Genomic DNA, 13,957 nt, shown 5'->3' with positions numbered 1-13,957 from the left:
TTTCCTCCTCTGGACGATTCTAGTGAAACAACGGCAACAACGATTTGTTCTTCTCCAGCATTTCATCCAGCAGTTGTTCAGCTACGCTGACCGAAGGCACGAGCGGATGATGAACCATAGCCTGCAGGGCTATATCCCGGTCTCCGTGCACAGCCGCCTCGATGGTGAGGCTCTCGTATTGCTTGACCGCGGCCAGCAAGCCTTTTACGGACTGAGGAATTATGCGCAGCGGAATCGGCAGCGGGCCTTGCTTGGTTACCATACAGTTCACCTCAATGGAGGCATCGTCCGGCAAGAAATCAATCATTCCGTTATTTCTTACATTCAACGTCTGGATATCGCGGGAATCATTATAAATGGAGCGCATCAGCAGCACTGCCGCCTCCGAGTAGTAGGCTCCGCCGCGCTGTTCCAACTGCTTGGGCTTTTCCTTCAGCTCTACGTTCCGGTACAGTTCAAACAGCTCTTCCTCCACCTTCTTCACTACCTCAGCGCGCGATCCAGTCGTTGCTGCTGCTTCCTTCTGTTCCGCAAGCATCGCGTCCGTCATATAGTAATAGCTCAGGTAATAAGAGGGAATCGCTTTCAAAGCATTCAGAAACCGGTGGTCCCAGGAATCAAACGGCACATTGCTCGCCTTGTAACTCTGAGGGTAATCAATGAGCTCCTGCAGCTTGCTTTTACCGTCAATCACGATATCGGATACCCAGTGCAGATGGTTGATGCCGACAAACTCCGCGTAGATCTTCTCCATAGGAAGCCCGAAGAACTCGGAGAGCCACTTTTGAAAACCGATCGGCGAGTTGCACAGGCCTACGCTTTTTACCGATGAGTATTTGTGAACAGCTTCAGTCACCATACCGGCCGGATTCGTAAAATTCAGCAACCAGGCATCCGGAGCCAGCTCCTCCATGTCTTTGCAAATATCCAGAATGACCGGAATGGTCCGTAGGCCTTTCATCATCCCTCCGGGTCCTGTCGTCTCCTGGCCGATGACATTGTATTGAAGCGGAATTAATTCGTCCCATTTGCGCGCTTCCAGCATGCCTACCCGGATTTGCGTACATACAAAGTCCGCTCCGGCAATGGCCTCCCTGCGCTCAAGCGTCTGGACCACGGTAATCGGCAGTCCGGACTCAGCAATCATGCGTTTGCTCAGTTCTGCAATCGTATGCAGCTTCTCCCTTCCCTCCGCAATATCCACCAGCCATACTTCGTGGATGGGAAGCTCTTGGTGATGCAGGATGATGCCTTCAATAAGCTCAGGCGTATACGATGATCCCGCTCCGATGACAACCAGCTTCAATGTTTCCTCCATGATAGACCCTTCCTTCATCTTTTCATTTTGGTCTTATAAAAACTAGCCTATTGTGTTCGGTACTTTCCCCTGTGATAGATTATCTAGAACCTTCTGATCTACACGCATACCACTGCTTTCCATAGCCAGAACGACCGATCCTACAACCGGCTCCCGGGTCAAAATCCTTAAAGTGCCATTCGGAGCTGACAACTTCACTCTTCTCTCAATGGCCCGCCGGATGATGCCTGAGCGGTCTCCCTTTGTCAGCAGGCTGCCTGCAAGTACGATGTCGAAGAAGTCCTCCTCCATGCCCAATCGATGGATAGCCGATGCCGCGGCCAAACCCAGCTCATCCCCTTGCTTAACCAGCAGCTCGGTGGCAACCTGATCCCCTTCCTCTGCCGCTTGAAACAATAGTTCAGCAATATGGGGAGGCAGGTCTCTGAAATGATCCAGGTAATCCTCTCTTAATTCCGACACATTGGAATAGCCTAACAATTGCGTTAAACGTTCGGTTAGGACCGTCTCCTTCTCTCTACCCTCATCCGCCCGAAGGACGCTACGGAATACCTCAATACTTAAATCATAGCCACCGCCATAATCCCCGAACCGGTAGCCGAATCCACCACATTGGAATGTAGCACCCAACGGATTTTTGCCACTACAGTTCACGCCCGATCCGCAAATCAGCACGATCCCGTAGTTCTTCTCTGTACCTGACCGCAAGGCAATCCAGGTATCGCAGGAAATCTCAGTTTGGGGAAGATCAAAGCTGCTGATAATCGGTCGCAAAATCCGGAAATCAGCCTCTCTGTCCGCTCCCGCTAAGCCGAACCAGGAGTAATCCAGCTGATCCTTGGTCAGCCCTGACGCCATAATTGCTTCCGATATAGCCTGCTGTAAACTGTTCACCGCCTGCTCACGGTTTATTTGATGATTTCCGATCCCACCCTTGCCAACTCCGATGACCTTCCCTTGTTCATCTGCAATCATTGCGTGGGTTTTACTGCCTCCTGCATCAACTCCCAAAAAATACTTCACGGATGATTTCACTCCTAAAATTCAAGGTAATCTAACAGATGCGGTGGATTCACGAATGAGTAGCTGCGGAGCGAGCTTCGTTACAGCGGGCGGCATCACCTCCCCATTGATCATTTTTAGTAGTAAATCAACGCCTATATTGCCCATTTGTGCCTCAGGTTGTCTGACCGTCGTCAACCGCGGGTAAAATTCACCTACGAACTGCTGATCATCAAATCCAACAATTGAGATATCGTGGGGTACTCGAATTCCCTCTTCCCGGAGAGCCTGAACCATTCCAAGAGCAATAAAATCGTCCCCGGAAAAAAAAGCTGTCGGCAGCTTATCCTCGCGGATCCATCTCTTGGCCACCTCATAGCCGCCGCTTACTGTAAAACTGCAGTATTCCGTTCCGAATGGCGTTAACCCGGCATCCTCGAGCGCTTGGACATAACCGCGCTTACGCTCCGCTACACTTAGAAATACCGAAGGGCCGCCAATATAGGCAATTTGAGTGTGCCCAAGATCGATCAAGTGTTTTGTAGCCTCATACCCGCCTTGATAGTTATCGACCACGACGCTAGGCACATCCTCATGCTGAAACTGGTTATCCAGCAATACAAACGGAATATTTTTTCTTTTCAGTTCCTCTACATATGCCTTTTCTTCAAGTGGGGACAACAGGATAATTCCATCAACGCGATCCTTCTGAAACAGGAAATTATCGCCTTCATCCTCATTCTCGGCGATCGACAGAGCTAAAAAATACCCTTGCGACGCCAGCTTCCGGTTCACCACGCGAATAACCCGGTCATAGAAAGAGTCGTTAAAGTTGGTAATCGACATCCCGATGACTCCCGTTTTGCCCCTCACAAGACTCCGCGCTGCTGAATTGGGCTGATAATTCAATTCCTCCATAGCTTTCAGCACTTTCTGTCTATTAGCTTCCCGTACAGATGGTAAATTGTTAAGCACCCTGGATACGGTCACTACAGAGAGTCCCGACTTTTTGGCTACATCATGTATATTCATTTTAGTTTCCATACCTCCGTCACCCGAAAGTTTAAACGATTAAACTTTTTAGGTAAATAAAAAAACCTTACCTTTCGTGATATTTCTATGTTCTGATTGAAAATTGCACACTGAATGTCAGCTTTTCCTTTATCAAGAACACCAAAATTCTTTACAAAAGTTTTAAGGTTTTAACTAATTTACATTCTACTTACATTTCCAATATCCGTCAATACATAAAATACAGCCAAAACAAAAAGCAACTCATCCGCAGACAAGTTGCTTTTTAGACACGCTATTTAGCCCTTCCATTGCTTCTATCATCCTCAGGTTAATTGGTAATTACCCACTTTTGTCGAACAAGAGTAGGATCAAGCTCGCCTAGGGACAGTGTCGACCCATCCGCTGATACTTCGAGCGCTTTCTTATGATGAGCAGAAATAATACTTACGGTACCATCATCATTTTTGTGAAAAATCCAACGCTGATTGTTATATCCGAGATAAGGGTATAACTGAATTTTATTTTGCCCTGTGTCTAGATCAAGCGCCTGACCGGCTGTTGTACGAATAGAATAAGAACCTGCATCGTCCCCCGTCGGCACGAATACCCACTTCTGATCCGTAGAATCATTCGCATCCTTCAGTGTAACAGCTTCACCATTTGCAAGATTTGCTGTATAAAGGGATTTCTGTAGTTCTGCATTTACTAGACTGGAAGTGGTTAAATTGGCAGGTGCTGCTCCGCTCATGTTAACGTTTTGATATGAAACATTTCCGCCAAATACATGTAGTCCGAAGCGGCCTTCTGCAAATGTGCCGTCCTGCAAGTCGATCACTTTCTGCCCGTCTACATAAACTACGATATTCGGCCCCTTCGCTTCGATTTTCACTTTGTAGGTTTGACCCGGCTGAATGAACGTCGGAACTTTTGCTAGAATCTGACGCTCTTCAAAACGGCCGCCGATTTTATAAAACAGACGGATGGACTTCATATTCGGATCCAGATTTAAGTAGTATCCGCTGCGTCCATCTTCGCTGGCGCGGAACAACATAGAGCCTGCTCCCCCGAATTTCCCTAACATTATATCTGCTTCATAAGTAAAGTCTCCAGCCTGCTTCTCTGCGATATAATTCGCGTCACTGGGGTAATTTCCACGAATCCCATTTTCACCAATGACCCAGGAGGCTGCAGATAGATCTTTAGTCCACCCACTTAAATTCGTATGAAATTCACCCCCAGATACCTTAACTATTATGCTAGCTGATGTCTTCCCATTTGGAGTAGAAACGGTAATGATAGACTCGCCTTCTTTTTTAGCTACAAGGGTTGCCTGGGATTTATCCACCACGTTTAGTTCAACAACATCCTTGTTACTGGAATTCCATTTAAGCGGCTGTGCCCCATTACCTGTGCCATTCTCTACCATCGCCAAAAGTGTTTCGCTTTGCCCCTTGCTAAGTTCACGATCACTTGTATCCATCATTATCTTGGTAGCTGAGCCCGTCTCCTGATTCCATACAGAGCCTAACCGATTCATCTTCAGAGATACGACCTTTACGTTGCCTCCATTGGTGTAAAAGCTCAAAGCTCTGCTGGCTGGATCCGGGAAAATGACGTCAGAGAAAACAACTTTACCGTTGTTGCCAAAAACCTCAACAGAAGACTCATCTACAAGGATACGCAGCTTAACACGCTTATTCTCCGTTTGCATTGGCACTTCATGTCTTGTACTAAATAAACTCGAAAAATCCGTCAAACCAGATGCAGACCGATCCACGAAAATTTGACTCTCACCAGGTTTATATCCAACTACCGTTTTCTGACCTTCACCTACACGAACGTTAAAACCAAATTCACTAACCTGACTACCTGTTGGAATTTCTACTTCAGCTTCAATCTCGTATGCACCAGAGGTAACCCCTTTCAATAGATTCTGAGAAGAAGGACTCACCTCTTTGTTAACAGTAGAATACAGCTGACTACACAGTAATTGGAGCTCCTTGATTGGGCTTTGAGCCAGCTGAATCCCATCTTTAGTCGTCACTAATGAGACTTCTCTTGGGATTGACAGTACGCCTTTCCAATGGGTTGTTGGAAAAGCAAACGGATAGTCCCAGTTTGTCATCCACGCCATCATTACGCTGCGATGATCTGGCATGTTCGAAAAAGACATTGAAGCGTAGAATTCTTTTCCAAAATCTGTTCGCAAAACTTTCCCTGCCGGATTATCATTAACAAATTTACCTTCCGCTGTTAAATGACCCACAAAATATTCAGCATCTGATCCGCCTGTTTTTGAATTCGCTCCTGTACTAATCATCAGAACCCATTTTTTCTGTGATGTTCCGTCTACCGAAAGCTGAAGCAAATCCGGACATTCCCATACACCGCCGCGAACATATTCCCCGTATCCCCAGCTATCTGTTAGGGTCCAATCAAGTAGATTTGTTGAAGTAAAGAAACGAATATGATCTCCACCGGATACAACCATTACCCATCTGTTATTGTCGTTATCACGAATCACTTTCGGATCACGGAAATCCCAACCTCCGGGCTCCCCTCCATTATCGCCTGGATTTCCGATAACCATTGGACGCGTCTTGGAATATTCCCAAGTACGACCTTGGTCCTTGCTGTATGCAAGACCGATACGCTGATTCCCATTCGGGCCATCGGGATTATAGGAAGTGTAGTAGGCAATCAGCCCCTTGCCTCCTGAATCCCCGAATAAACCTGATGCATTCGTCACATCTGCCACAGCTGATCCAGACCAGACATGCCCATGATCATTCCACGGCAGCGCAATCGGAAGGCGCTTCCAGTTCAGCATATCTTTACTGACAGAATGTGCCCATGTGCCTCCATCCTGATGGAATAGATGATATTCTCCTTCGAAGTAGACAAGTCCGTTCGGATCACTGGCAGAACCACGAATTGGCGTATAGTGATACTGAGGACGATATTTTTCATTATAATAATTGCTGGCATCCGTCACATAGGTATCCTGGAAGTAAGCTGTTCCCTGTTTAACGACCATTCCTGCATATCCCTCGGTGTAGGTTTTATCTGTTAGATCGATTGCGGCCGGGGTGTATCCGTCTAGGAAGACCTGAATTCTGTTTCCCTTCGCCCTTATCTCCACATGATGATTTGCTCCGGCCTGACTTAGATAGGTATGCTGTGAACTTGCAATGGTTGTTCCGTTAGCTTTCGTCAGACTTACACGAACCTGGTTTCCTTCCTTTGTCAGGGCGGCTTCATATCCCTTTGTTCCATCCGCCGATGAACGAAAGGCGAGTGCTGCAACAGAATCAGGACGAAGAGATATATTTCCTTCATATACAAAATCAGCAGCTTGTCTATTATAAATTTGCTGTGAAATAATCTGGTTTACTGCCGTTCCTTTTTTGCCGCTGATATTAGGCTGCCATTGTCCTTGATTTGTAACCACAGCACCCAGATTTCCTTTCAGGTCGCTTACGATAATATTTTGGAACAAAACAGAACCATTCCATACATTGAGTCCCAGCTTACCAGTACGATACGCATGATCCTGAACCTCAATCACAGGTTTATATGCATTGTCCCAATATACTTTCAGTGATGAACCCTCTGCTTTCACCTTGAGATGATAGATCTCTCCTGCCTTAACAGTAACCTTCCGCTCCTCTTTTAATTTCCCTTCACCCTCACTTGCGTCTCGTAAGCGGATCATACCTGCATTCGGAACAATTTGGAGCATGTAGGAACCCCAGCCATCTTCATTAGAACGGAACAATAAGGTCGCGTCCGCTTGCATATCCTTGATCATGACATCAGCTTCATAGATAAAATCCTCTGACACCGTTTCGGAGATTGCCATTACATTTTCTTGTGGATCGGAAGTCAGTAACATCCCTTCAACCGTATCTGCCAACTTCCCTTTTCCTTTTATTTGCCAACCTGTCAAATTCGTATTGGTATTGGTTACGTTTTCAAAAATAGAAAGTCCCTCCTTAGCTCGTTTGCTTACCTCCTGTTCAGCGGGCGCAGCCCACCCAGTGCCGGAATTTGCTACATAAATGCCTGCTGAAGTCATAACAAGTCCTGTTGCCATAAGAAAGCATAAAAGTAATTTTCCCTTATTAACCATCTTCTTCACCCTCTTTTTCTATCATCAATCATTTCTTTTATTGTAAAATAAGAAGGAGGCCAATTCATTGCACTGACCTCCTCTCTATATTCTTTTACAATTGAACAGAACTCTGACTTTCCAGTGCCGTGAGTCCAAGAGCGAGAGCACCGCATAATCCCGCCTGTTGGCCTAGTCCTGGTGGAACGATATACTCATCTATGTGTTCCAAAATAGTACTAGAGCTGACATAACCGTTCAGGTTCTGAAGCACGGCCTGCCGAATAAGTGGAAACAATTGTGACTGCTGCATAACACCACCACCCAGAATGATTTTCTCAGGAGAGTTAAGCAGTATAGCACCGGTAATCGACTGCGCAATATAAAATGCTTCCATTTCCCATGCAAGGTGATCTTTAGGAAGTTCATGTCCCTTCTTCCCCCACCTTGCTTCAATAGCAGGACCTGCCGCCATCCCTTCTAGGCAGTCCCCATGATAAGGACATCCCCCTGGGAATTCATCTTCAGGATGGCGTCTTGTAAGAACATGACCCCCTTCAGGATGCACAAGACCATGAATAAGTTTGCCTTCTGAATACACTCCCACACCAACACCCGTGCCAACTGTATAGTACAAACAGCTGGATAACCCTTGGGCTGCGCCCCATTTGGCTTCACCAAATGCCGCTGCATTGACGTCCGTGTCCCAGCCAAAGGGAACCGAAAAGTTTCTTTTCATAGTGCCCAGCATATCGTAATTTCCCCAACCTGGTTTTGGTGTTGTTGTAACGTAACCATACGTTGGACTATCTGAGCGTATATCAATTGGACCAAACGATCCAATTCCGATAGCTTCTACTGGTTTGTCTTGAAAATATTGAATAACTTTGGGCAACGTCAACTCAGGATGTTCTGTCGGGAAACTGATCTGATCTTCAATGATCCCATTTTCATTCCCGATGCCACATATAAACTTTGTCCCGCCAGCTTCAATCGCTCCTATACGCATATACAAGACTCCTCTCGGTGACTAATTCTTGTCTTGCTCAGCAGAGAGAGTAAGCTCATAGATATCCAGGGAAATCAGCAAGTCATTCTCATTTTCTGCAAATACAGCAATACCTTTAGATTCTAGTCCAGGGAATATAAGATCCGTAATTACGGCCTGACCTCCATTACTAAACACCTCAACGGAAGAGCGATCCACATAAATACGGAGATCATTTGACTCATCAAGCGCTACGAGTTTGGCTGAATGATGTCCTACGAAATGTTCATGGAAATCATGCTGGCCCGAAGCCTTCCGGTCTACATAAAGTTCCTCTGTCTCACCGTTGAAACCGATCACTGTTTGTTCATCCGCACCAACTCTTACCTTGAACCCTACAGATTTACCCCGAGCGAACTCAGCTATAATCTCATAAGATTCCAAGTGAATCTCTTTAAGAAGAGTATTGATTTCTTGCACCGTTGCATTTTTTATAGAAAGGACTTGTACACGAGCTGATTCCAACTCTTGTACCGGCTTCTGTACAAGAAAGGTTCCCCCTTGTCTTGATTCGAGCTGAAGTTCTCTTGCAATTGTCATCGCACCACGGAATTCTTCTGCTGGCGTCTTGTTAGCATACATCCAGTTGCTCATCCAGCCGATAAATAGTCTTCTTCCATCTTCCGCCGGTATATCGGACCAGCTTACACCTGCATAGTTATCTCTTCCATAATCAAGCCAGCGAACTTTTATCGAATCTTCATCTGGCGTGAACACCTCTCCATCAAAATCCCCTGTAAAATACTGTGTTCTTGATCCTTCCACAAAAGCGGGATCCGCACCGATGCTCACTAGCATCACCCATTTCGTGTACGAAGGATCGCCATCAATGGCCAGCGGGAACAAGTCCGGGCATTCCCATACCCCGTCATGAGAACCGATTCCTTCTCCGAATTCACTGGCAAATGTCCAGTTCATCAGATCAGGAGAATGATATAGACACACCGTTTGGCCACAAGCTACAATCATCACCCATTTATTAGTATCTTTATTCCAAAATACTTTTGGGTCACGGAAATCAATGAATGTATCATGTTCAAGCACCGGGTTTCCATCATATTTCGTCCAGGTTCTTCCGTTATCCTTACTATAAGCCAAGCTTTGACGCTGAATGGCTGGCTTGCCTTCCGGCATATCTAAATGGTGTGTAAAAATCGCTACTAGACCTGGTTTATCTTCAAAAAATCCAGTCGTATTGTTCCAGTCAACTACAGCACTGCCGGAAAAAATCATACCTAATTCATCTGGAGCAAGAGCGATAGGCAGCTCCTCCCACGTAACAAGATCCTTGCTGACCGCATGGCCCCAGTGCATAGCGCCCATAGTCATTCCACCTGGATGGTGCTGAAAAAACAAATGATATTCATCCTCAAAATAAACCATTCCGTTTGGATCATTCATCCACTTTTCCTTAGGGGAAAAATGATACACTCCGCGGTAATTTTGTTTCGCAATCGTAGACATTATTGTTTTCTCCTTTACTCCCGAACACGGTCTTTACCGTATATTATTTATAGTTTATTATTTGCTTGCTCTGTCATAGCCGCCTTGTTTAATTTCAAGCCATTCTTGCAAGCCCAGACGGTCCAATTCTTTCAGGTATTCATCCCACTGCGCTTCAACTTTACCGTTTTGGTACCATTCAGTACGCATTCTAAGCACGTAGGCAAAAAGATCCGTCTCAATTGTCGTAAGGCGATCAAGCTCTTGAATAGAATGGAATACACTCGGCATTACGTTTTCTGCTTTCATTTTTGGCGCCATGATGTTCTTGATAATATCCATTCTGCCTTTGGCATCATCCGGCATGGTTGTGAATTTTCCATAATAGGAATCAAGGATAGCTAAGGGTCCACCGACACTTGTTTTCTCACGTAGCTCTACAGGAGCTGCACCCTCCAGCGGCAAATGCTTCAGCATTTCTTTTTCTTTATCAAATTCGAAGATATTTTGCTGTTTATCGTCTCCATACGTTCCCCAGTTGTTCTGTACAGATTGAATCGGATCGTAGAGTTGATCAACCCATTTCGCTGTCGTTTCTAAGTTCTTATTGGCGCTAGTAACAACCATCTTACCTCTGCCCAAACCAAGCGCGTTCGTTCTTGTTACGTTAACTTCACCATCTGGTCCAGCAAGTGGAGGCATAACCTCGTAAGTGTCATTTGCTCCAGTGATGTTGGCTTTATCCCATGAGAAGTAAAGTCCGTATCTCTGATCCTTCCCTTTTGCAAGGTAAGTACTCCAGTCCTGTGTATAGGCTTCAATATCAATGAGCCCTTCTTTATACAGCTCGTTAATAAAAGAAACGGCTTCTTTGTAGTCATCTTGTGCCGCCGTAAATATTACCTTCCCATCATTGCTTACAACCGCATGGTCGGGGTTCTCCCCCAATCCAAATGAAGCAAATAGGAAAACCAGATCTTCTGCTCCAGGCTTGTTAATAAAGGACAGAGGAATTTCGTCAGCCTTACCATTGCCATTTGGATCTTTTGTCTTGAATGCAATTAATACTTCTTTTAATTCTTCTGTTGTTGTAGGCATATCAAGGCCCAGCTTCTCAAGCCATTCCACATTGATCCAAGGCATACTGTCTACCGCCTGGATTCTTTCCTTACCATTGCCCAGCTCTTCGATCCACGGAAAGGCATAAATATTACCGTCTGGTGCCGTAATCATACTCTTGTATTCCGGGGCTTCTTCCAGCACCTTTTTGAAGTTGGGCATATTGTTCTCGATGAGATCATTCAGCGGAATAATGGCACCGTCTTTAGCAAGCTTGAGCAGCTCATAGTCGCTATAGTCCGCATTAAAAATTGCATCAGGAAGATCACCGCTTGCCACAGCCAAGTTTCTTTTTTCAACAAATACGTCTTTCGTGAAATTCTTCCAATTAATATGAACATTCGTCTTTTCTTCAAGACGCTTATTAATCAGTTTTTCATTTGGATCAGCTGGTGCAAGTGGAGAGCTTTGCGTAATAAAGTTCAAAGTTACTTTACCGCTGGCGTCCTGTTCTTTACTAGCCGCACTTCCCCCTCCTCCTCCGCCACCGCATGCAGTAAGGAACATAAACGAAGCAAGCACAGATGCAGAAGCTACTTTCGTTGATACTCTTGATTTCTTAATTCTTTTCATAGGGTATGACCTCCAAATTAGATATGAATGAATTAATCTTTATCTATGTGCAGCCTGTTTCCTACTTAAGGGAACCGACCATAACACCTTTTTCAAAGTACTTCTGGAAGAACGGATACATAACAATAAGTGGCAAACTGGAAACAACGATGGCAGCGTACTTGATGATTTCAGACAATCGTTTCATTTCCGCCATGGCGAGTTGATCGCTGATCATGCCCGGATCTACCTGATTCTGGATCAAGATGGAACGCAACACGAGCTGCAGTGGATGAAGATTAGGATTATCTAAATAGATCATCGCGTCAAAATAGGAATTCCACTGGCCCACAAAAGCATAAAGAGCAAGTACGAAAACAATCGGTTTGGAGAGCGGTAATACGACACTGAAGAAAATCCGCATCTCCGAAGCTCCGTCGACATTAGCAGCTTCCTTCATTTCATTCGGTACGCCTTTGAAGAAAGTTCTAGAGAGAATGATGTTCCATACATTGACTGCCCCTGGAATAATCACCGCCCAGATGGTATCAAGCAGACCAAGATTCTTAACGAGCAGATAGGTTGGTATAAGCCCACCCCCAAAGAACATGGTGATAATAAACAAGGTCATGAAGAATCCTTTTCCTTTGAGCCTGTCATCAGACAGTGCGTACCCTGCACAGATAGAGACGAGAACGGTAAGCATAGCAAATGAAACAGAGTATAAAACAGAGTTTCCAAAACCTCGGATCATGGCCGGATTAGAAAGAATTTTTATATACCCTTCTAATGACCAATCCGAAAGGTTGAATGATAATCCTTTACTGAGCAGAACTGATGGATCCATAAAAGATGCAATCACTACATAAATCAAAGGAAGTACAATGATAAGTACGGCCAGTGTCAGGAAGATCGCGTTCAGCACGACGATAAAGCGATCTAATCCGGAATGTTTAATGGGCATAGCTTGTTGCTCCTTTCTTAGTAAAGACCTTCACCCTCATTCAGTTTCTTCACGGTGAAGTTAACGGTGATGAGCAGGACGATGTTAATGATTGAGTTAAACAATCCTACTGCGGCTGAATAGGCATAATCGCCCGACTGCAAACCAATTTTATAAACGTAAGTCGGAATGATTTCTGAGGTTGGCAAGTTCATCGCCGTTTGCATGAGATAGGCTTTTTCGAAGCCAATGGACATGATCCCACCAGCTGCAAGGATAAATACAATAGCCATAATTGGACGAATGGTTGGCAAATCGATATGGCGGATTCTTTGTAGAAGATTAGCGCCGTCAAGATTGGCTGCATTATGTAACTCAGGATCGACATTAGCAAGCGCTGCTACATAAATAATGGATGCCCAACCGGCTCCGGTCCAAATATCGGACAGAATGTAGATCGAACGGAAGTACTCCGGACGAGACATGAACATGATTGGTTCACCTGTAAGCCAGGTAAAAAACTGGTTAATCGGTCCCGTTGGGGACAAGAAGATAAACAACATCCCGACCACAACGACAACAGAAATAAAGTTAGGTGCATACAAGAACAACTGAATGTTCTTTTTGACGCCTGCACGGCGAATTTGATTTAACATCAACGCAAGCAGGATAGGAATTGGAAAACTCAGAATTAATCCGAAGAAACTTAATTTAAGCGTATTCATAAAGATAACTTCGAAGTTGGGGGATGACAGGAATTTCTCGAAGTTGTACAAGCCTACCCATTCACTCCCCATAATCCCTTTGATTGGGCTGAAATCTTTAAAGGCGATAATCGCACCATACATAGGACCGTATTTAAAAATCAGGGTCAGGATCACAGCTGGTGCGAGCAAAATATAAAGAAAGTAGTATTTCTTTAGATAGTCTAGTAAGGAGCTCTTATGTTTAGTCACCATTGTTCTGTGTTCAGCTTCTATTAGGTTTTGCAATGCCTTTACCTCCGTTCTTATCAATGTTGATATCTTGATGCAGTAAGGGCTTTCAATTGGCTTATGTCCTGCTGCTTTTACAATTTACCAAACACTTAATCGTTCGTCAATACATTTTGTAAAAATATTTATGTGCATATGACAAAGTATTATGTTCATAAATGATGCATATAATTTTACATAATTACAAATACAGCCAATTTAAATAGGATTATATACTTTAAAGTCAACATATTCTCATGAAGGTGAAAAGAATAATACCTTTTTTGCACACTTATCCACTAATAAAATGTAAACTAAATTGTGCATTTGTAAATATTGTATTGCTATTTTGAGTAAACTAATATACATTAAAGAGAGTTGGAATCATGGCAAATGGTACACTATTTGTGGCGAAGGTTAAGAACAAGAATAT

The 13,957-nt window shown here is 44.6% G+C and carries 9 protein-coding genes; all 9 read right to left on the bottom strand.

What is annotated here, in order from left to right:
- Positions 1-19 precede the first annotated feature (19 nt).
- Entirely contained in the window at positions 20-1,318 is a 1,299-nt protein-coding gene (locus tag MKZ09_RS08200; RefSeq protein WP_076206806.1) for a 6-phospho-beta-glucosidase, read from the bottom strand.
- Positions 1,319-1,360: 42 nt separating this feature from the next.
- Complete coding sequence (locus tag MKZ09_RS08195; RefSeq protein ID WP_076206803.1) at positions 1,361-2,341, bottom strand: N-acetylglucosamine kinase; 981 nt, start codon at positions 2,339-2,341, stop codon at positions 1,361-1,363.
- Between the two features lie 21 nt (positions 2,342-2,362).
- On the bottom strand, positions 2,363-3,364 hold the full coding sequence (locus MKZ09_RS08190) for a LacI family DNA-binding transcriptional regulator (RefSeq protein WP_076137981.1): 1,002 nt from the start codon (positions 3,362-3,364) through the stop codon (positions 2,363-2,365).
- A gap of 298 nt (positions 3,365-3,662) precedes the next feature.
- On the bottom strand, positions 3,663-7,466 hold the full coding sequence (locus MKZ09_RS08185; protein ID WP_076206801.1) for a GH32 C-terminal domain-containing protein: 3,804 nt from the start codon (positions 7,464-7,466) through the stop codon (positions 3,663-3,665).
- A 94-nt stretch (positions 7,467-7,560) separates the two neighbouring features.
- Entirely contained in the window at positions 7,561-8,454 is an 894-nt protein-coding gene (locus tag MKZ09_RS08180) for an ROK family protein (protein WP_076137977.1), read from the bottom strand.
- 21 nt (positions 8,455-8,475) lie between these two features.
- On the bottom strand, positions 8,476-9,957 hold the full coding sequence (locus tag MKZ09_RS08175; protein WP_076206799.1) for a glycoside hydrolase family 32 protein: 1,482 nt from the start codon (positions 9,955-9,957) through the stop codon (positions 8,476-8,478).
- A gap of 57 nt (positions 9,958-10,014) precedes the next feature.
- Positions 10,015-11,628 carry an ABC transporter substrate-binding protein gene (locus MKZ09_RS08170; protein ID WP_076206797.1) on the bottom strand — a complete coding sequence of 538 codons (1,614 nt, stop codon included), beginning with the start codon at positions 11,626-11,628 and terminating at the stop codon, positions 10,015-10,017.
- Positions 11,629-11,689: 61 nt separating this feature from the next.
- The gene (locus MKZ09_RS08165) at positions 11,690-12,571 is read right to left on the bottom strand and encodes a carbohydrate ABC transporter permease (RefSeq protein WP_076137971.1); all 882 of its coding nucleotides are present in this window, start codon (positions 12,569-12,571) and stop codon (positions 11,690-11,692) included.
- Positions 12,572-12,588: 17 nt separating this feature from the next.
- Positions 12,589-13,509 carry an ABC transporter permease gene (locus tag MKZ09_RS08160; protein WP_051490892.1) on the bottom strand — a complete coding sequence of 307 codons (921 nt, stop codon included), beginning with the start codon at positions 13,507-13,509 and terminating at the stop codon, positions 12,589-12,591.
- Between the last annotated feature and the right edge of the window lie 448 nt (positions 13,510-13,957).

This window comes from Paenibacillus sp. FSL R5-0908, from assembly GCF_038006245.1.
Classification (GTDB): domain Bacteria; phylum Bacillota; class Bacilli; order Paenibacillales; family Paenibacillaceae; genus Paenibacillus_AQ; species Paenibacillus_AQ odorifer.
Note: the sequence above shows the minus strand (reverse complement) of the source record. Positions and strands in the feature narration are given on the sequence as shown.

Coding starts and splice junctions, on each gene's coding strand:
- MKZ09_RS08160 (WP_051490892.1), bottom strand. CDS start 13,509: ATGGTGACTAAACATAAGAGCTCCTTACTAGACTATCTAAAGAAATAC.
- MKZ09_RS08190 (WP_076137981.1), bottom strand. CDS start 3,364: ATGGAAACTAAAATGAATATACATGATGTAGCCAAAAAGTCGGGACTC.
- MKZ09_RS08185 (WP_076206801.1), bottom strand. CDS start 7,466: ATGGTTAATAAGGGAAAATTACTTTTATGCTTTCTTATGGCAACAGGA.
- MKZ09_RS08200 (WP_076206806.1), bottom strand. CDS start 1,318: ATGGAGGAAACATTGAAGCTGGTTGTCATCGGAGCGGGATCATCGTAT.
- MKZ09_RS08180 (WP_076137977.1), bottom strand. CDS start 8,454: ATGCGTATAGGAGCGATTGAAGCTGGCGGGACAAAGTTTATATGTGGC.
- MKZ09_RS08165 (WP_076137971.1), bottom strand. CDS start 12,571: ATGCCCATTAAACATTCCGGATTAGATCGCTTTATCGTCGTGCTGAAC.
- MKZ09_RS08170 (WP_076206797.1), bottom strand. CDS start 11,628: ATGAAAAGAATTAAGAAATCAAGAGTATCAACGAAAGTAGCTTCTGCA.
- MKZ09_RS08175 (WP_076206799.1), bottom strand. CDS start 9,957: ATGTCTACGATTGCGAAACAAAATTACCGCGGAGTGTATCATTTTTCC.